Origin of the sequence: Priestia sp. 40, from assembly GCF_049368575.1 — a bacterium.
Classification (GTDB): Bacteria; Bacillota; Bacilli; order Bacillales; family Bacillaceae_H; genus Priestia; species Priestia zanthoxyli.
On record NZ_JBMPZA010000022.1, the window covers coordinates 116171 to 138887 of the forward strand.

The following is a 22717-nucleotide window of genomic DNA, read 5'->3' on the forward strand; positions in this document are numbered from 1 at the left end:
TCATATTTTAACCTCACATTGAATGAATCAAAATTTCTTGATGTATTAATCATATCAAAAAAATTACAGAAATCAATTAATACATCAAAAAAAATTGATATAATAATTAAAGACTTAAGATAGGGGGAGTTTTATGAATGTTCGAATCATGAAAGAAGAGGATTTACCACAAGTTTTAAGTATTTATAACGAAGGAATTGAAGACAGAATTGCTACTTTAGAGGAAGATGTAAAGGATTTACCTTACATAAAAGAATGGTTGTATCATCGCAATGATCGGTATGAGGTTATTGTGGCCGAAAGAGAAGGAGAAATAGACGGATGGGCTTCTTTAAATCCCTATTCTCATCGTTGTGCATATAATGGCGTAGCTGATGTATCCGTCTATATTCAACGTGAGAGTCGAGGAAAGGGGATTGGAAAAGCTTTATTGCACACCTTAGAAATTATCGCAAAGAAAAATAATTTTCATAAGCTAGTTCTCTCGACTTTTCCTTTTAATGAAGCAGGTCAGAAACTATACCGTAGTTTGGGGTTTCGAGAAGTTGGCGTTTTTTATGAACAAGGAATATTAGACGATCAGCATGTAGATGTGATGGCAATGGAGAAAATCCTTAAATAATTCGTAAAATCCTCTAAGGAATAATCTTGGGGGATTTTTCACATATAAGTAGAAGTTGATGTGAAGGTTAATTATTACATGAATTTCTTTATATATAAGTGAACAGTTAGATGGGTGCATGATAACAAGATGGGACTGATCTAACTTATTTAATCAAAAGGGTTGTAAATGTTTTAAAAAGCAAGTATATTAATACATATAAACATATAAGCAAATTATTATATATTAATTCTAGTTAACTAGGAGGTGTATGTACGTGGGTGTGAAAACAGTAGTTGAAATTGAAAAAGCAGCTCAAATTCTAAAATTGTTGGGTGATAAAACGCGCCTATCAATGATGAAGCTTTTACAAACAAATGAATGCTGTGTTTGCGAATTAGTAGAAATCTACAAGGCTAGTCAGCCATCCATTAGTCAGCATTTACGCAAGTTAAAAGATATTGGTTTAGTGAAGGAAAAACGAAAAGGACAATGGATTTTTTATTCTCTTAACGAAGCACATGAAAATCACGATTTTATAATCAGTTTGCTTGCTTCATTACCAAGTCAAGATGAACGTTTAACTGAATTAGAAAAACAGGGCTTACGTATTAGTTGTTGTGAGTAATTGGAGGTTTAAAAATTGACATCAGTTGTCCTGGCGTCACTGATCTTTTTAGTGACATTAGTTTTTGTTATTTGGCAACCTAAAAACCTATCTATAGGTTGGTCAGCCTGTGGGGGAGCCGTCCTGGCTTTGCTGGCAGGAGTCGTTGATTTTCAAGATGTTCTGGATGTAACAAGCATCGTATGGAATGCGACCCTCACATTTATCGCAGTTATTATTATTTCCTTAATTTTAGATGAAATTGGTTTCTTTGAATGGGCAGCATTGCATATGGCAAGAGCTGCAGGTGGCAATGGTGTTCGTATGTTTGTATATGTTTCGCTACTTGGAGCCGTTGTTGCAGCCTTATTTGCGAATGATGGAGCAGCCTTAATTTTAACGCCGATTGTACTGGCAATGGTTCGCGCATTAAAGTTTGAAGATAAAATGGTCTTTCCATTTATAATTGCAAGTGGATTTATTGCAGATACAACGTCATTACCACTTGTGGTTAGTAACTTAGTTAATATCGTATCAGCTGATTTTTTTGGTATTCGATTTTCTGAGTTTGCATCACGTATGATTGTGCCAGATTTGTTCGCACTCTTCTCAAGCATTATTGTTTTATATCTATACTTCCGCAAAAGTATTCCTAAGAAGTACAATGTTGCGGATTTACAGAAACCAGTCGATGCGATTAAAGATGAAAAGATGTTCCGATTATCTGGGATAGTACTCGTTATTCTAGTCCTTGGTTACTTTGTTGGTGAATTTTTCGATATTCCGGTATCTCTCATTGCAGGAATTATTGCTGTTTTCTTCTTAGGAATAGCAAGAACAAGTCCAGCAGTGGAAACAAAAACAGTATTAAAAGGAGCACCGTGGGCCATTGTCTTTTTCTCCATCGGTATGTATGTCGTGGTATACGGTTTACGTAATGTTGGTCTAACAGAAGTGCTAGCCGATGTGATTCAAGCAACAGCCGATCAAGGCCTGTTTGCAGCAACCATTGGCATGGGATTTATTGCAGCCATTCTTTCATCCATCATGAACAATATGCCAACCGTTATGATTGATGCCCTTGCGATAGACGCAACACATACAACAGGGACGATTAAAGAAGCACTTATTTACGCCAATGTTATTGGATCAGATTTAGGTCCGAAAATCACGCCAATCGGTTCTCTTGCCACACTCTTATGGCTTCATGTTCTTTCTACAAAAGGCGTGAAAATCTCATGGGGAACCTATTTCAAAACAGGTATCATTTTAACCATTCCAACACTGTTTATTACACTTGTTGGTTTATATATTTGGTTACTTATTATTTCATAACATTTCTAAAGGAGATTTGACACATGTCTAAAAAAACACTTTATTTCTTATGTACAGGTAACTCTTGCCGTAGCCAAATGGCAGAAGGTTGGGCAAAAAAACATCTAAATAATGAAGAATGGGATGTACGCAGTGCAGGTCTGGAAGCACATGGGCTAAACCCCAATGCTGTCAAAGCGATGAAAGAAGCAGGCATTGATATTTCGAATCAAACATCTGATGTTATTGATCCTGAAATTTTAAATAATGCGGATTTAGTCGTCACGTTATGTGGTCACGCAGCAGATCACTGCCCAGTAACGCCTCCTCATGTAAAACGTGAACACTGGGGATTTGATGATCCAGCAAAAGCAGAAGGAACAGATGAAGAGAAATGGGCATTCTTCCAACGTGTACGTGATGAAATCGGAGAGCGTATTCACCGTTTTGCTGAAACAGGTAAATAATCATTAAAATTAAATAGCCGGGAGAGTTTCTCTCGGCATATCCTTTATCTTTTATATAAGTATATTATTATAAACTACTTTTAAAAAGGTATAGTCTACATAAAGGGAGATGAAATTATGAAGAAAGTAGAGATTTTTGATCCAGCTATGTGTTGTTCAACAGGTGTTTGTGGTCCTAGTGTTGATCCTGAATTAACAAGGGTGGCTTCAGCCGTATTCGCCTTGGAGAAAAAAGGGTTCGATATCACACGTTATAACTTAACAAGCGAACCAAATAAGTTCGTTGATCAAGTAGCAGTTAATAAGATTCTTATGAGTAAAGGTCCAGATGCTTTACCAGTAGTATTAGTGGATGGTGAAGTAGAGAAAACTGGAAGCTACCCAACCAATGAAGAATTTGCTGAATGGTTTGGTGTTAAAACTGAAGAATTAAAGAGCGAAAAACCACGCATGTCGATCAAATTAAATATTAATAATCCAAAATAGGGAGGTAAAAGAAATGTTCAAATCTTTTCAACCCGAAAAAATGGTTCAAACACCCTTTTTATTTTTTACAGGTAAAGGCGGTGTTGGCAAAACATCCATAGCATGTGCTGTAGCTGTTTCGTTAGCAGATAACGGTCATAAAGTACTGATTGTTAGTACAGATCCTGCTTCAAATTTACAAGATGTATTTGAAATTGACTTGAGAAACGAGCCAATTGAGATACCGATGGTGAAAAATTTATATGCTTGTAACCTGGACCCTGAAGAAGCAGCAAAAACATACCGTGAGAAAGTCGTAGGACCTTATCGTGGAAAACTCCCTGATGCTGTTGTTTCTACTATGGAAGAACAATTATCTGGAGCTTGTACGGTAGAGATTGCTGCATTTGATGAGTTTACAAATTTACTTGCTAATGAAGAAATGGTCAACCAGTTTGATTATATTCTTTTTGATACAGCGCCAACAGGGCATACACTTCGCTTGTTACAATTGCCAAGTGCATGGACTGGTTTCTTAGATGAAAGTACACATGGAGCTTCTTGTTTAGGGCCTTTATCAGGTCTAGATGAAAAGAGAGGTTTATACGCAAAAACGGTAGAAGCTTTATCAAATCCGGATCAGACGACTTTAATGTTAGTGGCTCGGCCCGATGTTTCTTCTCTAGAAGAGGCAAATAGAGCTTCAAAAGAATTAAAAGATATTGGCATTTTAAATCAAAACTTAATTGTGAATGGGTTAATGAGTCAATATGTACAAGGCGATGAAATATCTACTGCTTTTTATACTCGACAACAAGAATCATTAAAGAAAGTGCCAGAAGAACTTCAACAAATGGTTATGTATTCAGTGCCTTACGTATCTTACCCTTTAACGGGTATTAATCATTTACGTCGTTTGTTTAAATCAGAGACATTACCAGAAACCGAAATTAAAAATGTAGAGCTTTCTCCAGAAAAGTTAACCGAGTTTAAAGATGTTGTAGAAGACTTCTCTAAAAATGGAACAAAAGTTATTTTCACAATGGGTAAAGGCGGTGTTGGTAAAACAACAGTAGCATCTGCCATTGCAGTAGGACTAGTTGAAAAAGGCCATCGTGTTCATTTAACTACCACAGATCCTGCAGCCCATTTAGATTTTATTTTTAGTAATAGTGAAGCAAAGGAATTACTAAGCATCAGTCGAATTGACCCTAAAGCTGAAGTAGATGCTTATAAAAAAGAAGTACTTACAAAAGCTAGTGAGGAACTTGATGAAGATGGCATTGCTTATATTCAAGAAGACTTAAATTCACCATGTACAGAAGAAATTGCTGTGTTTCGAGCTTTTGCGGATGTGGTAGCTAAGTCAAATGATGAAATTGTAGTCATTGATACAGCACCAACTGGTCATACGTTGCTTTTACTTGATGCTAGCGAGTCTTATCATAAAGAATTGGAAGAAGCTACAGGAGAGGTTCCAGAAAGCGTTAAAACGTTACTGCCACGTTTACGTAATCCAAAAGAAACGAGTGTAGTTATTGTAACTCTTGCAGAAGCAACGCCAGTATTAGAAGCGAATCGTCTTCAGGAAGACTTGAAACGTGCTGAAATTACGCCAAAATGGTGGGTTATCAACCAAAGTCTGTACGCAACAGATACAAAGGATGCTATTTTAAAGGGAAGATCACAAGCTGAAAAAGCATGGATTAAGAAAATAAAGAATGAATTAACATCTAATTGTGCTATTATTCCCTGGCAACCAGAAGAGAAAATCGGTTACGAAAAAGTCAAAGAGTATATTCAATAATTCAAAGTGGGAAGTAACCTGTTTTAATAATGATTCAGACATTAAAATTATAGAGGTGGACAACATGAATAACAAAAATTATCAATCATTAATTGACAATCGTATTTTTATTGGTGGTGCAGCTGATGTAAAAGAAATAATGAAAAATGATAAAGTAGATGTGATTTATGACTTACGTGCAGAATCATTAGAACATGATGCTCCAGAAGTACGTGTTCATACGCCAATTGTAGATGATGCAGAAAACCAAGATGAATCTATTGAAAATGCAATTAATGAAGTAATAAAATCGTACAAGGAAGGGAAGAAGATTTACTTCCATTGTGCAGGAGGAAGTAATCGTACTGGTACGATTGCAATTGGAACTCTGTTAGCACTTAGAGAAGCTGATTCCATTGCAGAAGCCGAAGAAAAAGCAAAAGCAGCTCGTGCTAAAATTAATGTAAAACCTGAAATGAAAGCTTCACTTCAACGTTTATTTCCAGAAGCTTAACCAATAAATATAATTGAAGATAGGGAGAGATTAGATGAATATCACAGATGGAGCTAAAAAGATGTTAGAAGATGTATTCGCTGAACAAGGAGCTAAAGGCATTCGTTTTTACTCTGAAGGTGCTGGATGCTGTGGACCTCAAGTCGGTTTATCATTGGACGAACCTACTGAGGATGATACAGTCCAAGAAATTAACGGTATTCAAGTAGCTATTGAAAATACAGTACTATCTACAACTCAAGGGCTTACACTTGATGTTCAAGAAGGTCCTCAAGGTGCAGGATTTGTTTTGGTAGGAATGGATAACAGCTGTTGTTAATTAAATAATTAACTTTAAAACTGTAGAATATATGTGGTAAAAAGAGAAGGTTAAAATCTTCTCTTTTTTATTTACCTTTGTTTACTTCTTTTTAGGACCTAGAAGATACAATTCGTTATGCTGCCAGTAATTCTCATTACGTTCTACTTCAATTTTTGATACAACTTTAGATCTCCCATTCAGTTGATGAAAAATATACGCGACTAAGCCACGTTCCAACATATAAAGAAGAGCATATATTTTATAAACATCTAATGATCACCTGCTGCTGTATAGTTTCTTTTTATTTCTATGAGTAGACAGGCAAAATTGTGGGTTTTAATATAAATTTAAATTTTTTATATCTCAATTTCAAAAGTATTCTTAAAAAATTGAGATATAAAAAAGCGCAGTCTAAGACACTCAAACGATTTTACTCTATCTATAAACTAACTCTATGCACTTACTATTATATTGGACCATAAAATGCCCCCTTTCTCCTGAAATAAATTGGTTTCTAGAATTTATCTTATGTAAACTAGAAAAAGAAATAAGGCAAACCTTCCTCATTTCTGAGTTAGGGTTGTAATTTTTATTTATGCATGTAACTGCTGATTAACCAATCTCTTTACTCTCTCATAAGCTTTGACCTCGCCTTGGTAAAAACATGCACTGTTCAAGTCTTCCCTTTTCTCTGCATCCTTTCTCCACGCATCAGATTGTTCCATTAACTTATCAATGTGTTCAATAAACTTCTTTCGTTCCATTTAATCACCTGCTTTTATCATAATTGGAAATATTTATACGGAATTTTAATAATTAATATTTCTAGAATTTAGTGAGAATACCTGTTGGAATTTAATATAACCTCCAGGACTTTTAGGAATAAAAGAAATGACCCTTAGTAATGAAAGTAATTTCTTTTATTTTATTGCCTGTTTATGCTCATTTTAATGAGTCATTTTGGTTCTTTTTTGATTTTAGAAATATTACTTATGTTAATTTAAAGAGCAATAAAAAAGCTGCCAATACAGTTAGGCAGCCCTTCCTTAAATATTCCTAATTATTCTCTCTACTATAAACTATAAAGAAGATATACTTATTTCTTTTGCTTGTTTGTTGATTTCTCATTGTTTTTTCCTTTTTCAGAAGTCGTAATATTCGTGTCTTTAATTTGACTTTCTGGTTTCTGATTGTTTACTGAGGTTGCAACCTCTTCAATCTCTTTAATAACAGGAGAAGTTGCACTGACCTGTGCCCCTCCGTCTCGTATGGCGACTCCCTAACCTTAGTATGTGAAGGAATTGTTTGAGTTTCATCCACATCAATTAGAACAAGGATTTTCCCTTCCTTTACATCTATTTCACACCGTTTTGCAGTAAAGTTTTGAAGTTAGGCCACCAGCTTGGGTAGTAGAAAGCATTCCACCTGTCATCATGGTAAGAAAGCTGTCCATCATCACACCTGCCAACGAACTTACAGCTGGTGTTCCAGCTTCTATCATTACATTCGTTTCAGTCCCTAACTGTAAAGTATTATTGCTATCCTTTGCTACTACTAATATATCTGTTTCACGATACCCCTGATGTTTTAACACCTTAATTGCATGTATCGCTTCTTGCTCTGAATGAAAAGTCCCTGCAACTCCTTTTCTTGTTCCCATTTTCCCATCTCCTTAAATTTTAATTAAACGAAAACTTATTTTCACGTTTAATTCCATCCTTAACATGATAAAACACTTAAATAAAACGCTTTCATTTTTTGTTCTATTCACTTATTTCCTTTGTTACAATGAAATTATAGGGATTAGAGTAGAAGGGTAGATGGGAGATATGAGTACAAATCTATTGATAATTTTAGAGGCTATATTTCTGACAGCAGTAGCTATCACTATTTTAATTAAGATGCCGGAGGAAGATTAAACGACACTATAAAATAAAAAGCACCTCATTCTATTGGCATTGGAGAGTGAGGTGACTTTTTTTGATTTTGAGTTATACTTTGCGAAAGTATAAGAAAGGTTAGGTCTACTAGTAATTATAACATATTGATTGAAAGGTTGTCATACAAATTTTATTATAGGAGAGCACCCATGTATTCGGATAACAGGGGTGCTCTTTAGCATGGTCGTAAGTATTTTTATCATTGCTGCTAACACTGTTTTTCTAATTTTAGTATGGATTGCTGGCCTAACTGGCATCACTGTTTGGATGTTAATTACCTTATATCAATTAAATTTCCGGAAAGCTCATATTGCAGAAGGAAATAAATACAATAATATTAAAGAGAAGTTCTGGGGAATAGACCTAGTGAGAATTGCATTCTTCCTTTAATTAATGAATCATTGAGTAAATCACGATGTTTTCATTATCTCTTTTTGATTTTTTAGCAGATTTTATCTTTGGATCAGACCTGCTTTTTAATTACAATTCAAGTATTAAGTAATTAGTAATTAATTTTTGACAAGAGACTTACGAGCATTTTCGTACTGGAACTAATAGGTTCTCTCATTATAAGTTTAATTTATTATAAAAAGATATATATAAATGTGAAATAAAAAGAAGCCTCAGTCTTTAAAAAAGAAGGCTTATTTTTAATGAATTTCTTATATATTACATCGTTTTTATTAAGATACAGATTTAAGTTCCTCTGTTAAACGTAAAAAAGCTTGTTTATCTTTATTTTTTAAAGACTGGTCTATTTCCTTAAGGATCTTACTTCTTTTGAAATCGTTCATCGTTTGATCCAAAAACAATTCAGCCAGCATTTCATCACGTAAACTTGGATCAATGTTTTTAAGTACATTATTTTCCATTAAAAATCAACCCCTTTATCTTTTCTCCTTTTTAAACATTATTAACCTTTTTGACGTTATTTATACGAGATTGATAGATAAAGTGAAATAATGAATATATTTACCCCATGTATTGATAATCCTTTTGTTATTCTGATTGTTATTTCATACTTATAAACCCTAAAGCGAGCACAAAAACTGTTTTATTTATTTGTTGAAGGAGATCTACAAACTAACTTTTAAGAATATAGGTTCTGCCAGTCATGTTTAACAATGGCAAACCATTAGCTTAATTTATTTTCCTATCAGAAACGTTCATAAAGGTGTATAGTTTTTAGAAGACGTTCGTCATTTATTTTCAAACTTAACCGAACGATGAAAATGACAGGTTTTCTATATAAGAGAAAAGTTCGTAAACATATACTTTTACGGACAAGATATTCAAATCTATTACAAGATGTTTAAAGTAATTATTATTGCTAACAAAATGATTAGTAATAATAAGTGAGGTGATTAAATGAAGGCTATATATCCAGGGAGCTTTGACCCAATTACAAATGGACACATTGATATTATAAATAGAGCCAGTGAATTCTTTGATGAAATTTTAGTTGCTGGTTTGGTGAATTCTAAGAAACAATATTTATTTTCTACCGAAGAGAGAAGACAGCTAATTGAACAATCATTTAAAGATAATAAAAAAGTCAAAGTTGATACATTTGAAGGATTGCTTGTAGATTATATGAAAGAACACAATTATAGAGCGATTATTAAAGGCTTGAGAACTGTGACTGATTATGGGTATGAAGCCCAGATGGCGTTAACAAATAAAAATCTATATAAAGAAGCTGAAACATTCTTTATTCATTCAGAAGAAAAATATTCTTTTCTTAGTTCAAGCATGGTAAAGGAAATCTATTCTAACGGTGGAAGGTTGAGCAGTTATATTCCAGAGCACGTTGAAAAAGCACTTTTATTGAAAGTTCCATGTTACCAAGGATAAATAATGTACACGCACATATTATCTTTGGGTAAGGGTGCTTTTTTTAATAGAAAGGTGTCCTTTCCTATATTTTTATGAACATACTCTATTTATAGTAGTAAATGAAAAGACCCTACATCATTTTGATGTAGGATCTTTTTGTGTTGTCATGTGAATCATCTTTGTTTAGATTGTATGTATAGAAAATTATTCCCTTCTCATTAGTCATAAAGCTCTTGATCCTAATTACATTTTCTCTTTTTAACTATTACTCTTTAATTCTTTAAATACTTTTGAGATCAATGCATTTGTTGCTTCTATAACAGCTTCTTTATCTTTATTCATTTTAGGCACATGAATAGCATCACCTAAAATGATAAACCTTCTTTTTCTTCCTAATAAGTCTTTTATGGTATGAGGCCCTACATATACTGCTGGTATAATAGGAACACTTCCCCTTGAAGCAATATGAATAGCTCCATTTTTTAATGCTTTCTCTTCTGAGTTTCTTGTTCCACTTGGAAAGATCCCAACTACTTGTTTCTTTTTTAGCAATTGCAAAGGTATTTTTAAGACACTGGGTCCAGGTTTACTTCGATCTACAGGAAATGCATTTAATTTTTTTAAAAGCTTTTTGATAAAAATCTTATTAAATAACTCTTTCTTAGCCATAAAGTGAATAGGAGTCGGATATAATGCTATTCCTAAACACACTACATCAATCCAGCTTTTATGCGTACAAACAACAATAAACGGCTCATTTTGAGGAAGTTTTTCTTTGTTTACTGTTTTCATTCTCCCGTTCATTAAAAATAGTATAAGCTGTAGAAATCTTGTTGCAAAGGTATACATTGATTATTTACTCCTTACCTAAATCCCATTTAATAATATGACCTGCGTGGGTAAGGCCTCCTCCAAATCCATAGAGTAAGAGAACGTCTCCATCTTTTAATTTCCCTTCGTTTATCCCTATTTGTAGTGCTAGAGGAATGGAAACGGAAGAAGTGTTTCCCATGTACTCGACACTAGTTAATGTCTTCTCAACCGGAAACTCTGATCTTTCACATATAGACTCAACCATTCGTAAATTGGCACTGTGTGGAACGAACCAATTTACTTCACTCTTTTGTAGATTTGCTTGTCCTAGCAATTCAGCCATACCTAAAGGAATTGTTCGAGATGCCCACTTATATACTTCTCTTCCGTTTTGCACCATCTTGCCACTCGAACTCAAAGGTTGTCCATGCATGGTAGTAGATATATTGGTGCGGTATACATGTTTACCTCCCTTTCCATTTGTACCAATATGCGTAGCAATAAAACTTGGGCGCTCTGCATCACTTTCGACCAAAACAGCTGCAGCTCCATCTCCAAATAGAACACAGGTAGTGCGATCTGTATAATCTGTAACCTTTGTTAACGTTTCTGCAGTTACGACTAAGACTTTATCATGAAGTCCAGATGTAATAAAGGCGTTTGCCATGTGTAATCCGTATGTAAAGCCCGCACAGGTAGCATTAAAGTCTAGCGCCCCAGTTGTAGGAATATCAAAGTAATCTTGTATTTGGGCTGCTACACTTGGAAATGCATAGTCGGGTGTTGTAGTTGAGACAACGATACACCCTATATCCTTTAACTCTTTTTGATACTGCTCTACTAAGTTTTCAATTGCTTTAATAGCTAGGTCAGAAGAATATTCATTTTCATCGGCAATTCTTCTTTCCCTCATGCCAGTTCGTTTCACGATCCATTCGTCGTTAGTATCTACAATTCGTTCTAAATCGTCATTTGTAAGTCTTTTTTCTGGTACGTATGTACCTATTGCTGTAATACGTGCAGTTGATTTCATTATATTCACCCTTCTTTATTACTAAGATATATAAATAGATATTAGTACTAGGTACTAATAAAGTCAATGAAATTATATGAAAAAAATGTAAATTTGGTTTATTTAGATCTAATAATAAAAATAAAAACCCTTTAAAACTATTGATTTTAAAGGGTTTTTGCTTATTATAATACCTGTTGTGTAAATTAAATTTGTGTATGATATATAATTAAAAAAGAAAAATTTGGATAAAGGTATTGTTAAAATTACTTTTATTATGTAAAATTTTCTTATAAAACAGACTATGTGTTACTGGCGTAAACATGGAGAACCATGAGGAAGCACATAGATAACGGCCGTACGCCTGGGCAAAGTATTTGAACATGAGTTCAAATACTTTTTTTATTTGGAAAGGAGATTTTCAAGTGAAAGAAATTGGTTTACGATACGGGATGAATCCAAATCAAAGTAAAGCTAACGTTCAGAATGCTGAGAACACGCCTATTAAAATCTTAAATGGAGAAGCGAGTTATATTAACTTTCTAGATGCATTAAACGCTTTTCAACTGGTTCGGGAGCTTCGACAGGCTACTGATCAACCTGCAGCTGCATCTTTTAAACACGTAAGTCCAGCAGGTGCAGCTGTGTACTCTCCACTAAATGAGACACTTACTGAATCCTATTTTGTTGAAGGCCTAGACCTGTCTCCTTTAGCGATTGCTTATGCAAGAGCGCGTGGGACAGATAGGATGTCTTCATTTGGAGATTGTGCTGCTTTTAGTGATGAAGTAGATGTAACTGTAGCTACTCTCCTCAAAACAGAGGTTTCTGATATGATTGTTGCACCAAGCTACACCCAAGAAGCATTAGAGATTTTGAAACAGAAAAAGAAAGGAAAATATCTAATTTTAGAGATTGACCCAAACCATGTGCCTGATCCAATTGAAAAAAGAACGGTATTTGGCATTACTCTAGAACAACAAAGAAATGATATACAGATTGGAAAGGAAGTTTTTAATCATATTGTTACGACTCAATCTGATATTCCTGATCATGCAAAGAGGGACCTTCTTGTCGCTCTTATTACATTAAAATATACACAATCAAACTCTATTTGTTTCGCCTTAGATGGCCAAACAATTGGGATTGGTGCCGGGCAGCAGTCCCGTATTCATTGTACGAGGTTGGCAGCTGAAAAAGCTGATAAATGGTGGTTAAGACAACATCCAAGAGCACTTAATATGAAGTTTAGAGAAGGCATTTCTCGTGTAGAAGTGAATAATGCAATTGATGGATGGTTGCATGATGATATTACTGAAGTAGAAAATGAACAATGGAAACAGTGTTTTAAAGAGATCCCTGCTAGGCTAAGTAAAAGTGAAAAACAAGAATGGTTAAAAAGATTAAAAGACGTTTCTTATGCATCTGATGCCTTTTTACCGTTTCGTGACAATATAGATCGTGCGGCTCAGAGTGGTGTTAAATATGTGGTTCAAACAGGCAATTCTTTACGAGATGAACAGGTTACAGAGGCAGCAAATGAATATGGAATGATCATGGCACATTCAGGTATACGTATATTTCACCATTAAGCTATGAATTAATATATAATCAAACCAAAAGAGCCAAGATCTCATAAAGGGACGGGCTCTTTTATACTGTTTCCGATAAGGCACAATATGTTAACTAATTCTGAATATCGTGTACAAAGTTCTTTAGTTTAAGAAATCCTTTTTATATCTAACAGCAAGATATATACCTGCAGCAAGGAATGCGAGGGAATATTTAAATAAGAAGAAAATTTGCCACATATAATCTTTTGGGAAAATGAGGTCGCATAAAATGATTCCACACAACATAATAAGGGCACTTTTTAAATTTATTTGGTTCGTTCTTTCGTCAGATACACTCATACCCAATTTTTTTTGAAATACGTATACCAAAATTATTGCGACTATAAGCGATAAAAGTCCAATACCAATCAGCATATTCCAGTTACTATTCGATTGTTCTGTCCAGGCTTTCAAAGGATTGAAAATGGCCTTTTCTATTTTGTCAGTTACCATTTCAGTCACTTCCTCTCACATAATTAAAAATATCGTTAACATCTACATCGAAAAAATTAGCTATTCGAAAAGCTAAAACGAGAGAAGGAGAATAATTATTTTTCTCCATCACATATATGGTTTGTTTGGACACCCCTACAGCGTCAGCCAATTCTTTTTGAGACATTCTTTTTAAAACTCGGTGCTCATACACTTTATTTTCAACGTAGTCACCATTTTTTTCTTTCAATGTAATCACCTTCCTTTTTTTGACTACAAATAAATAATACAACAAACTTATATAAAGGTAAAGTAAACTTATACAAAAGATAAATATTATTATACAATTTATGATAATAAAAAGGGTTAGACTCTTAGCGAGGAGTCTATCCCTTTTTACATTTTTAATAAACAATATAAATTCTTTCTCACTGTCTATAGCATATTATGTTAACTAAATTTGTTTGCGATATACATAAAAAAGTAGATATTTTGTAAAAGATGTTTGACATAATGAAAATATTACCATATACTATAAATGTAAAATGTTTTTTACATTTTAGAGGTGGGTTGATAAGTATGGATAATCGAATCAAAGAAATAAGGAAATCTAAAAAGTTATCTCAAGAAGCGCTAGCTAATGCTTGCAGTGTATCGAGACAAACGATTAATGCGATTGAAAATAACAAGTACGATCCGAGCTTAGAGCTAGCATTTCAGTTAGCAGGAAATTTAAATGTTAGTGTAGACGAATTATTTTTATACAAAAACAGGGGGAATTTATAATGAGAAATGTAAAAAACAATTATGTATGGGCTGCTATTATTTTACTAAGCTGCGCTTTTGCATTATATACGATTTATATAACAGATTTTAAAGATGGAGTTAGATTAGGTGTAACGGGAGTTATAGCAATAGTTTTGGTTATCACTACTTTATGTCAACTTGCTACGTGGGGATTTGATCGACAAATTCAAAAAGATGAGATGGGTAAGAAAATTGCTACGATGAGTGCTAAAAGAAGCTATCATATCTTAACTATAGGTCTTTTCATTCTTTGGATTTTAGATCGTATTGTTTTTGTCAGAAAAAATGATTTTGGAAATATCTCTTTGTTTGCAGCTTTATGTCTGGCATTGGTTATCTTTCCAATTGTTCAATTCTTTTCTGCCAGACGTTATAGATAATGTTTAAAAAGCCTAGAAACACTATGTTTCTAGGCTTTTTAGTTCTTATAGACAGTTTTATGCTAACTAGAAATGTATGGAATATAAATAAAAAAAGCCTTTAAACCTTAAGAGATATATTTAAGGCTTAAAGCAAAGTAAATAGTAAATGAAATAACTAAGTAACAACTGATAATCCCTATTCTTACAGGCTTAGAATATCCTTTTAGCCATCCCCATCTTTTATCGTCGTAATCGAAAATAAAATAGTCTGCAACGACCGACAAAATAATAATGATCCCTACTATTAGCAAACTCATTTTTTATCCTCCATTTTTTTATTTATTAAATAATATACCAAAATTAACAATAAATAACAAAAAACATCTAGAATATCTGCTATATTAATTTCAATTAAACATATATAAATGAAATATATGAAAATATATGGAACTTTTATACAGATAAAGCGTATAAGCATATGGGAGGGGATTTGGATGTTTGGGCTATTTGGAAAAAAGAAAATTGTCATTGATTTTGAAGAAAGATACTACAACCTAACTGATTTAAAGAAAGCTGTAGTAAAACATTTTCAGAACAAAGGAACGACCTGTGAAGTTATTGATACTCACACCTTGCTAGTTGATCATCAGAAATATATGTTATCTGAAAAAACAATAAGCATGGGCGGTGTTCCTTTACAACGAGTCATTTTAAAAGAAGTTTAGATAGCTAGATGTTTCTACATAATGTATTTGTCATTAAATCTATTGGAGGTGTAAGTCTTACTTAGGTAAGACAACTAATTGGACATAATTAACTTGTTATTGGTAGCAATACTAATTGGATTGACTGGTTTCTTTGTAGCCACAGAATTTGCGATTGTAAAAGTACGAAGCTCTAAGATTGATCAACTTGTAGCTGAAGGTAAAAAAGGTGCTGTTTCTGCTAAAAAAGTCATTACGCACTTAGACGAATATTTATCTGCTTGTCAACTAGGTATTACAGTAACAGCGATGGGATTAGGTGTGCTTGGTGAACCTACGGTAGAAAGATTGCTAAGTCCTGTTTTTATGAGATTCGATTTAAATGAGTCCATTACGCACCTTTTATCATTTGGTATTGCCTTTATTGTGATGACCTATCTTCATGTGGTGGTAGGTGAATTAGCACCTAAGACATTTTCAATACAGAAAGCAGAAGCTGTCACATTGTTATTTTCAGCGCCCATCATCTGGTTTTATAAAATCATGTATCCGTTTATCTGGATTTTAAATGGTTCTGCACGAATACTGGTTGGAATGTTTGGGTTAAAACCTGCTTCAGAGCACGAATTGGCCCATTCAGAAGAGGAACTTCGTCTCCTGCTGGCTGAGAGCTATAAGAGTGGTGCTATTAATCAGAGTGAGCTAAAGTACGTAAACAATATTTTTGAATTTGATGAACGTCTGGCGAAAGAAATCATGATTCCACGAACTGAGATGATAACAATCTCTGAACATCACACGATTGGTGCATTTTTAGAAATGGCTGCATTGGAGCAGTATACTCGTTACCCTGTGACAAATGATGGAGATAAAGACCAAATCATAGGAATGGTAAATATAAAAGAAATCTTAAGCGATGTTGCATTTGATGACACATTACGGGACCAACTCATTAGCCATTACGTTAAACCTGTGATTCAAGTCCTTGAATCGTACTCTATCAATAAGCTATTAAGAAAGATGCAAAAGGAACGTATCCACATAGCAGTCTTACTTGATGAATATGGAGGAACAGCTGGTTTAGTAACCGTTGAAGATATTTTAGAAGAAATCGTAGGGGAAATCCATGATGAATTTGATTCTGATGAAGTGCTCGATAGGCAAAAAATCGGTGAACGTCACTATGTTTTTAATGGAAAAGTATTAGTAAGAGACGTAAACACACTAATGGGAACGAACATTGAAACTGATGAGGTCGATACGATAGGTGGATGGATCTTATCTCAGAAAATAGACGTTAGGTTAAATGAAGTCCTTGTGTATAATGATTTTGAGTTTACTGTGAGAGAACTTGATGGGCGAAATATTCAAACCATCGAGGTAGCAAATAAACAGCATTCTTTGAGCTTAGCTAAATAGTAAATAAAAAGCAACCTCATATCCCATGGCATTGGAAAGAGGTTGCTTTTTGTCATTCATACTCGTTGAAGAATGCATAGCATAGCACCGCAAGTAAATAGTATCATATATTTACCACAATTACTATATTTTTCATATTTATAAAACGTGCAATTTTTATACATCCTCCTCCCACTTGGGTATTGAGTAAACGCCGTAATATCAAGGATGTATAAAAAGCTGTATAAAGTAACTCGTCATATTATCTTAAACCTCTTGCGCCGCAAGGGGTTCTTTTTGTCGTGTGTTCCGGAAAGAGTGATTATGTAAATTAACTATTCATATCGTATACAGGTTAAAAATAGAAAAAGCTACTGAACAGGGATCAGTAGCTTTTTCTCTCCTCGTAAGGATTGAAGGATCATTCTATGATACCTCACGGCGTCATGCATAGTTTGTTCAAAACGTTAAAAATTTATGTTTGGCTTATTCAACATTTGGAAATTCATGAGACTTTCTTTGGAGTTTGCGTAAATTTCCACGGACGAATATATCTTGAAATTCATCACACCTAAAGGGAATAAGGGGTGACAAATATGGTACACCTACTGATTTTAACTGTACAAGGTATAGAATAACAATAGTTGAAACAAGCATAATAATTGGCAAATCAAAGTAATAGCAAGTGAAAAAATATAAAAATCGTAATGAACCTATCCCGGTTTGTCCGCGATAAATAACTAAAGTAGATAGATACACACTCAGTCCTGTTACTACGAGGCTTGCAGGATGGATAAGTTTAGCTGAAACAGACATTTCCCCAATAACAATAGTTGCTAACAATGTGATAATGATAACCGTTCCTTTGGGAGCACGTGTGCCTATATCAATTAATATGCGAAATAAAATAAGTAAAATGGCTATTTCCCAAAACGTAGGTAATAATTCTCCATGGTTAAATAAATCTTTTTGGATTTTTTTACTGTATGTATCACTATGGAATTTTTCTAGACCCACATAAATACCAGGGATAAGAATTGAACTGATAAAGCCAAAATATCGAATAAATCGATTGACCAAACGTCCAGTCTTCAAATGAAAATCATCTGGGGATTGAAAGAAATCGACAAATAAACTCGGAGCTATGATTGAATAAGGAGACCCATCTACTAATACAATCACTTTTCCTTCTAAGAGAGATGAAGTGGTTGTGTCCACACGTTCTTTTGTCATAACAAGGTTAACAAAAGTTTTAGGCTTTCCTTCAATAGCATCCTCGACTATTCTTGAAGCTAGTATGTAGTCTACATCTATCTTAGAGATTCGATGCTGTACTTCTTGCAAAATAGATTGATCCACCAAGTGTTTCATATAAATAATAGATATATCTGTTTTTAAATGTGTGCCATAGGGCTTTGTATCAATGATTAATTGGGGTGTCTGAATAATACGTCGTATTATATTTATATTGGTAGTTAGGTTTTCAGTGAAACCTACTGCTGGTCCTCTTATCGCCCGTTCTCCTAATGTTTCTTCTAACCCTCGCTCTATCCATTTAGTTGTAGGTATAAGCAATCCACTTATTTCTCCCTTTATAAGAAGAAAGGCATTTCCTTTAACCAAAGCATCCTGAATCTCTTCAACAGACTGAGTTTCTTTCAGAGAAGCAGAATTAACAACAGTCTTTATTTGCTGGATAGATGGATTATCTTCATTAACCGTTTCCCATGATTGCTGTAAAGGTTCAATAATATATTTTTGTATCTGGTCTTTATCTACAATTGTATTTAAATAAAATAGTGTAATTTTATCTTTTAAAATCGTCCTTTTCTCAAAATCGCTTGTGATTTTAAATTGTCTTTCAATTCTCTTTGAAATATTTTGAGAAGATTTATTTAATGAAGAAGACATTATATTCACCTTTAAATTAGTTTTATTGTTTAATTTGTGCATATTCAACCATTATTATGCGGTGTATATAGTCGTTAAGAAAATAAAACTCTTACCTAATATCAGCTAGAATGGAACATTATATATCATTAAGTAGAAAAACTGTCCTTTGCCAAAATAGATTGTTTAGAAAGGTAACTTTTTAATTATAGGAATAGTAAGTTATACGTTTTTCTTTATTAAATGGGTGGTCTTATGACTCTGAATGTTTGGAAAAGCAATTCCACCTAGAATGATGATTACACCGACCCATTGAAGGAAGGTGACGGTTTCGTGGAGAACAATTGTAGACATAATTACAGCCATTGGTAACTCTGATGCACTTAGAATGGTGCCCAAGCTTCCCCCTACTTTAGGCATGCCAATATTAAATAAAATAGGTGGAACAAGTGAACCGAAGAATCCTGTAAGAAGCCCATACATAAATAGCCCATCTGTAAGCGCACCGTTTATAAGAAATACTGGTGGTAGCGAAATAAATATAAGCAATGACGCTCCAGTTGTCATAATAGCGCTTTTATAAATAGGATGCACAGGTATATTGGTGTTTCCACTTATAAAAATAAAAGAAGAAAAGGAGACAGCAGCAAGTATCCCCCAGCCTATCCCAGCTAAAGAAAAAATGATGCCAGTTTGCAAAAATCCAGAAGCAAGGACAGAACCGAAAAGAATAATTATCGTTGAGATTAAGCTTTTTCGACTTGGTGCTTCTTTCGTAAAGACATATTGCAAAATCATACTTATCCATGTAAATTGCAGTAGAAGAATGATAGCAAATGAGGCATTAATATAACCAAGTGCTTGATTATAAAAAATACCCGTTAGTCCCATCGGTATGCCTCCTATGGCCAAAGTAAGCCATTGTTTACCTTTCAAACGTTTCTTTGGAACAAAGATTGCAATAGCCCACAACATAATAGCACCAAAGAAGTATTGACTTCCTGTCACTTCACTTAGTCTAAACCCCTCACTGTACCCTAATTTAACAAACGTTGATACCACTCCATAAGAACAACCACCCAGAAAAACAAGTAAAGCATAGTTCAAAATTTTCATTATAAAACCCTTCCTAAAACACAATAAAGCCACCCATCTCCTATAGGAGATGGGTGGCGAAAAGTAAAAGAATAAATTTAAACGAAAAATCCACCTGCTGTAAACAGACTTTTACAGCTTTTAGTTATTTTAGTTATTTTAATAATTTATATTATAGAATCCCCACTCCTAAGTATCAAGCTGAAATTTAGAGGAGACGATGGAAGAACAATAATTCCCGGTAATACCTTTTATGTTAACTGGGTCTGTATATTGTATTCATTTCAAGCTTCTTTTTTAAGAATAAAATAGTAAAAAGCAGAAATTCCTAAGCTGACCAATATAATAGGTAGCACAATCATTGTATGTTCACCTTCTTTTTCATAAGGCCTGTTTGGATAGACGTTTCAGCTGTTACTGGAGATTCAAAAAATACTCTTTTTAATTTTTTATATTCAAAGAAAAGTAAAGCTATACTCATACAGGTTAACAATGTGGTAACAGAACGAGCTGGTATCTCAAAACAAAAATCAAGAATAGTAATATTTACTGTGATAGGTAAATAAATAATGTTTCCTAAAGTTGCTGTCTTTGGAATTACTAATAATAAGGCTGCTGTTATTTCTCCAAAAGCAATAAAAAGATTATATGTATCCGAATATCCAAAGAAGTGCCAAGCTAATTGCATTGCTGAGTCCTTTGTTCGAGTCATATATAAAGTCGCCAGTAGAAAACTGGCCTGGATAGATTTTGGCAATGCCGTAAATCAAGAAAGTTAATGCTAAAGACCATCTAAATGTAGTGATAATTGTCATTCTAAGCTTTTTTAGAAATGTACTTCTATTCATTGATTTTCCCACTTTCTATTTTCGTTTTAATAAACCTATTTTGTATTTCTTTGCTAGGGACGAGACAACTTTCTTTTTTCCCAAAGAATCGATATCGATTCTTTGCAATAAAACGGTACACTCTATCTCGGATTTTTTTAGGTATTATCCAAAAGAGAATGAAAAACCTTATAGGTCCGGTAAGCTTATTTATGATATGTAAGATTGCTGTAGATTCCGTATATATTTGACCTTTGTCAATTAAGATAATGGAATCCAATTGCGTATTATTCGGATTGTGATTTATTATTAATGAACGTGCTAAATCCGATTGAAGGGACAAAAATTTAAATATGCCTTTAGGATCTCTTTTTATCACAAATTGGACCCAATGATTACATACGTTACATATACCATCAAACATAATAATAGGTTGATTGTCTTTTTTTACCTTCAATATATTTCATCCCTTTAGTTAATTGTAAATATTTTCTACAAATAATTATAATACGAGATTTAATGAAGCTCATCTAACAATAATGTAAGACGGGCTTACAATTTTGTTAGATGAGCTTCATTTTTTTATTAAGAGTGCCTAGAACTCACATTATGGTAACTTACGTATATAGGATTATGAAATGAGGTTAGTTAGTTTATGAATGGTAATTATACGTGCCCTTGCTGCGGATACAAAACACTAGATGAAGAACCACCAGATACCTTTGATATTTGTGAAATATGCTTTTGGGAAGATGATAGCGTGCAATTTCAAGATCCTGACTTTGAGGGTGGAGCAAATGTTATATCATTAAGACAAGCACAACAAAACTTTGTAAAGTATGGGGCCTGTGATGAAGAAAGTTTAAAATTTGTAAGAAGCCCAAATAAATTTGATATAAAAGATTCGCAATGGAAACCTTTATAATTTCACTTACTTATCCTAGAATCCGTTTTATGTTAACTAAAAGCGTGTATCATACGCTGATTAAAAGTAGATAAGAATACTGTTCGTGAACTAGCCTCCAGGCGTTGAGCTGTGTCTAACACCTGAAGGCTAGTTCATTTTAGTTAACTTATGTTTAATTTTTATCTTTAATTAGGGTTAATTCATTCGTTTGAGATATTAAATCAATTTTTTTATTTCCTTTTTCATAATAAGTAGAGGCTCCTTCTCGATCTTTCCCCTGCCATCCTTTTGATTTAATTACTAATTTATATCCTTGATGGTATCCCATTTTCTTCAGAAGCTTTAGACCAATCATACATGTCTACACGTTCGTTTTCTTTTACTAACTGTGTATTTTTAGGTACAGGGAAACCGGAGAATTTATCAGACGGGGTATATGCAAAAAATGTAACAAAGTAAAAAGTTGCTGCCCCTATTAGTACAATTGCTGTAAGAGTGATTGTCACATTCTTTTTCAATTTACTGCCCTCCTTTTATATTCATTATTTTACCATTAATTATAATTAAAGGAAGTTTATTTGCCAGGTTTTTTATCTCAAGAAACATCTGTATAAAAAAGAATCCTTTGCCTACGAGGCAAAGGGTTTTCAAATTTATTGGAATAGGGGGAATACGTTATTATTCTGGCCAGATTTGTAGATTCATATACCCATATCTTTTAAAAAAATCTCATAACCGGATATAATTTAACTAAATAACTTCTTCTAACTATTATAATCTGTTGTGTAAATAGTAAAGTATTTCATTTATTATTAAGGTTTTACTATTTACTTTAAGTGACGACAAAGTATCTATTTGTCGTCACTAAGTGCAAATGATAAAACTTTATTCTTTATAAGTTAGTTTATATATTTACTCCTTTGTATAAAATAAATTGTTTTTGTATTGTTAGTTAACTGCATGTTAAAAATATAGTAACGTTAAATATTCGTGAGCTTAATGTTGTTATCTATCTTAAAATGTAAT

General features: G+C 33.5%; 29 protein-coding genes and 1 riboswitch. Of the genes, 16 read left to right on the forward strand and 13 right to left on the reverse strand.

Going from position 1 to position 22717, the window contains the following annotated elements:
- The first annotated feature begins 133 nt into the window (after window positions 1–133).
- The 8 genes from ACO1DI_RS23155 to ACO1DI_RS23190 all read left to right on the forward strand — a co-directional run bounded on the left by ACO1DI_RS23155 (window position 134) and on the right by ACO1DI_RS23190 (window position 6073).
- Entirely contained in the window at window positions 134–622 is a 489-nt protein-coding gene (locus tag ACO1DI_RS23155) for an arsinothricin resistance N-acetyltransferase ArsN1 family A (RefSeq protein ID WP_228307809.1), read from the forward strand.
- Window positions 623–878: 256 nt separating this feature from the next.
- Window positions 879–1229, forward strand: a complete 351-nt coding sequence (locus tag ACO1DI_RS23160) for an ArsR/SmtB family transcription factor (RefSeq protein WP_195694661.1) — start codon at window positions 879–881, stop codon at window positions 1227–1229.
- Window positions 1230–1244: 15 nt separating this feature from the next.
- Window positions 1245–2543: an arsenical efflux pump membrane protein ArsB gene (locus ACO1DI_RS23165; protein ID WP_047751971.1), complete on the forward strand. Its 1299-nt coding sequence runs from the start codon at window positions 1245–1247 to the stop codon at window positions 2541–2543.
- A 23-nt stretch (window positions 2544–2566) separates the two neighbouring features.
- Window positions 2567–2989 (forward strand): arsenate reductase (thioredoxin), encoded by a 423-nt coding sequence (arsC, locus tag ACO1DI_RS23170; RefSeq protein WP_047751970.1) that lies wholly within the window; start codon window positions 2567–2569, stop codon window positions 2987–2989.
- A gap of 117 nt (window positions 2990–3106) precedes the next feature.
- The gene (gene arsD / locus ACO1DI_RS23175) at window positions 3107–3475 is read left to right on the forward strand and encodes an arsenite efflux transporter metallochaperone ArsD (RefSeq protein ID WP_047751969.1); all 369 of its coding nucleotides are present in this window, start codon (window positions 3107–3109) and stop codon (window positions 3473–3475) included.
- Between the two features lie 13 nt (window positions 3476–3488).
- The gene (gene arsA / locus ACO1DI_RS23180) at window positions 3489–5261 is read left to right on the forward strand and encodes an arsenical pump-driving ATPase (protein WP_423145641.1); all 1773 of its coding nucleotides are present in this window, start codon (window positions 3489–3491) and stop codon (window positions 5259–5261) included.
- A 64-nt stretch (window positions 5262–5325) separates the two neighbouring features.
- Entirely contained in the window at window positions 5326–5754 is a 429-nt protein-coding gene (locus tag ACO1DI_RS23185) for a protein-tyrosine phosphatase family protein (RefSeq protein WP_228307807.1), read from the forward strand.
- Window positions 5755–5788: 34 nt separating this feature from the next.
- Window positions 5789–6073 (forward strand): HesB/IscA family protein, encoded by a 285-nt coding sequence (locus ACO1DI_RS23190; RefSeq protein WP_047751966.1) that lies wholly within the window; start codon window positions 5789–5791, stop codon window positions 6071–6073.
- A 575-nt stretch (window positions 6074–6648) separates the two neighbouring features.
- Here ACO1DI_RS23190 and ACO1DI_RS23195 read toward each other — a convergent pair.
- Entirely contained in the window at window positions 6649–6819 is a 171-nt protein-coding gene (locus ACO1DI_RS23195) for a hypothetical protein (protein WP_228307806.1), read from the reverse strand.
- Window positions 6820–7415: 596 nt separating this feature from the next.
- On the reverse strand, window positions 7416–7715 hold the full coding sequence (locus ACO1DI_RS23200) for a general stress protein (RefSeq protein WP_228307805.1): 300 nt from the start codon (window positions 7713–7715) through the stop codon (window positions 7416–7418).
- A gap of 460 nt (window positions 7716–8175) precedes the next feature.
- On the opposite strand from ACO1DI_RS23200, the gene ACO1DI_RS23205 reads away from it, so the two are divergent.
- Window positions 8176–8385: a hypothetical protein gene (locus ACO1DI_RS23205; RefSeq protein ID WP_228307804.1), complete on the forward strand. Its 210-nt coding sequence runs from the start codon at window positions 8176–8178 to the stop codon at window positions 8383–8385.
- Window positions 8386–8678: 293 nt separating this feature from the next.
- Here the strand turns inward: ACO1DI_RS23205 and ACO1DI_RS23210 are convergent, their stop codons facing one another.
- Entirely contained in the window at window positions 8679–8867 is a 189-nt protein-coding gene (locus ACO1DI_RS23210; protein WP_228307803.1) for an IDEAL domain-containing protein, read from the reverse strand.
- A 496-nt stretch (window positions 8868–9363) separates the two neighbouring features.
- Here ACO1DI_RS23210 and coaD point away from each other — a divergent pair, with 496 nt between their 5' ends.
- Window positions 9364–9849 carry a pantetheine-phosphate adenylyltransferase gene (coaD, locus tag ACO1DI_RS23215; RefSeq protein ID WP_216876807.1) on the forward strand — a complete coding sequence of 162 codons (486 nt, stop codon included), beginning with the start codon at window positions 9364–9366 and terminating at the stop codon, window positions 9847–9849.
- A gap of 240 nt (window positions 9850–10089) precedes the next feature.
- On the opposite strand, the gene ACO1DI_RS23220 is transcribed toward coaD, so the two are convergent.
- Both ACO1DI_RS23220 and ACO1DI_RS23225 read right to left on the reverse strand, forming a co-directional pair.
- On the reverse strand, window positions 10090–10623 hold the full coding sequence (locus tag ACO1DI_RS23220) for a lysophospholipid acyltransferase family protein (protein ID WP_423145642.1): 534 nt from the start codon (window positions 10621–10623) through the stop codon (window positions 10090–10092).
- 64 nt (window positions 10624–10687) lie between these two features.
- Entirely contained in the window at window positions 10688–11677 is a 990-nt protein-coding gene (locus ACO1DI_RS23225) for a ketoacyl-ACP synthase III (RefSeq protein ID WP_228307847.1), read from the reverse strand.
- 277 nt (window positions 11678–11954) lie between these two features.
- Window positions 11955–12033, forward strand: a riboswitch (ZMP/ZTP riboswitch).
- A 48-nt stretch (window positions 12034–12081) separates the two neighbouring features.
- On the opposite strand from ACO1DI_RS23225, the gene ACO1DI_RS23230 reads away from it, so the two are divergent.
- The gene (locus ACO1DI_RS23230) at window positions 12082–13248 is read left to right on the forward strand and encodes a phosphoribosylaminoimidazolecarboxamide formyltransferase (protein ID WP_228307848.1); all 1167 of its coding nucleotides are present in this window, start codon (window positions 12082–12084) and stop codon (window positions 13246–13248) included.
- 123 nt (window positions 13249–13371) lie between these two features.
- On the opposite strand, the gene ACO1DI_RS23235 is transcribed toward ACO1DI_RS23230, so the two are convergent.
- The gene (locus ACO1DI_RS23235) at window positions 13372–13722 is read right to left on the reverse strand and encodes a DUF2178 domain-containing protein (protein ID WP_137739058.1); all 351 of its coding nucleotides are present in this window, start codon (window positions 13720–13722) and stop codon (window positions 13372–13374) included.
- A gap of 1 nt (window position 13723) precedes the next feature.
- Window positions 13724–13951, reverse strand: a complete 228-nt coding sequence (locus tag ACO1DI_RS23240; protein WP_137739057.1) for a helix-turn-helix transcriptional regulator — start codon at window positions 13949–13951, stop codon at window positions 13724–13726.
- 329 nt (window positions 13952–14280) lie between these two features.
- On the opposite strand from ACO1DI_RS23240, the gene ACO1DI_RS23245 reads away from it, so the two are divergent.
- The gene (locus tag ACO1DI_RS23245) at window positions 14281–14487 is read left to right on the forward strand and encodes a helix-turn-helix transcriptional regulator (protein ID WP_228307849.1); all 207 of its coding nucleotides are present in this window, start codon (window positions 14281–14283) and stop codon (window positions 14485–14487) included.
- Window positions 14487–14888 (forward strand): hypothetical protein, encoded by a 402-nt coding sequence (locus ACO1DI_RS23250; RefSeq protein ID WP_168760822.1) that lies wholly within the window; start codon window positions 14487–14489, stop codon window positions 14886–14888. The genes ACO1DI_RS23245 and ACO1DI_RS23250 overlap by 1 nt, the downstream gene beginning before the upstream one ends.
- A 107-nt stretch (window positions 14889–14995) precedes the next feature.
- Here the strand turns inward: ACO1DI_RS23250 and ACO1DI_RS23255 are convergent, their stop codons facing one another.
- Window positions 14996–15187 (reverse strand): hypothetical protein, encoded by a 192-nt coding sequence (locus ACO1DI_RS23255; protein ID WP_057240453.1) that lies wholly within the window; start codon window positions 15185–15187, stop codon window positions 14996–14998.
- Window positions 15188–15364: 177 nt separating this feature from the next.
- Here ACO1DI_RS23255 and ACO1DI_RS23260 point away from each other — a divergent pair, with 177 nt between their 5' ends.
- Both ACO1DI_RS23260 and ACO1DI_RS23265 read left to right on the forward strand, forming a co-directional pair.
- Window positions 15365–15595, forward strand: coding sequence for a hypothetical protein (locus ACO1DI_RS23260; RefSeq protein WP_098113898.1), 231 nt, complete (start codon window positions 15365–15367; stop codon window positions 15593–15595).
- 78 nt (window positions 15596–15673) lie between these two features.
- The gene (locus ACO1DI_RS23265; protein WP_228307850.1) at window positions 15674–16993 is read left to right on the forward strand and encodes a hemolysin family protein; all 1320 of its coding nucleotides are present in this window, start codon (window positions 15674–15676) and stop codon (window positions 16991–16993) included.
- Between the two features lie 465 nt (window positions 16994–17458).
- On the opposite strand, the gene ACO1DI_RS23270 is transcribed toward ACO1DI_RS23265, so the two are convergent.
- The 4 genes from ACO1DI_RS23270 to ACO1DI_RS23285 all read right to left on the reverse strand — a co-directional run bounded on the left by ACO1DI_RS23270 (window position 17459) and on the right by ACO1DI_RS23285 (window position 21208).
- Window positions 17459–18883: a spore germination protein gene (locus tag ACO1DI_RS23270; RefSeq protein WP_053001515.1), complete on the reverse strand. Its 1425-nt coding sequence runs from the start codon at window positions 18881–18883 to the stop codon at window positions 17459–17461.
- A gap of 201 nt (window positions 18884–19084) precedes the next feature.
- Window positions 19085–19978 (reverse strand): EamA family transporter, encoded by an 894-nt coding sequence (locus tag ACO1DI_RS23275; RefSeq protein ID WP_423145643.1) that lies wholly within the window; start codon window positions 19976–19978, stop codon window positions 19085–19087.
- A gap of 337 nt (window positions 19979–20315) precedes the next feature.
- Window positions 20316–20714 carry a hypothetical protein gene (locus ACO1DI_RS23280; RefSeq protein ID WP_423145644.1) on the reverse strand — a complete coding sequence of 133 codons (399 nt, stop codon included), beginning with the start codon at window positions 20712–20714 and terminating at the stop codon, window positions 20316–20318.
- 83 nt (window positions 20715–20797) lie between these two features.
- On the reverse strand, window positions 20798–21208 hold the full coding sequence (locus ACO1DI_RS23285) for a thiol-disulfide oxidoreductase DCC family protein (protein ID WP_047752068.1): 411 nt from the start codon (window positions 21206–21208) through the stop codon (window positions 20798–20800).
- A 231-nt stretch (window positions 21209–21439) separates the two neighbouring features.
- Here ACO1DI_RS23285 and ACO1DI_RS23290 point away from each other — a divergent pair, with 231 nt between their 5' ends.
- A complete protein-coding gene (locus ACO1DI_RS23290) occupies window positions 21440–21709 on the forward strand; it encodes a CPCC family cysteine-rich protein (protein ID WP_228307852.1) in 270 nt (89 codons plus the stop codon).
- A 287-nt stretch (window positions 21710–21996) separates the two neighbouring features.
- Here the strand turns inward: ACO1DI_RS23290 and ACO1DI_RS23295 are convergent, their stop codons facing one another.
- Entirely contained in the window at window positions 21997–22209 is a 213-nt protein-coding gene (locus ACO1DI_RS23295) for a hypothetical protein (RefSeq protein ID WP_228307853.1), read from the reverse strand.
- Window positions 22210–22717: the final 508 nt, after the last annotated feature.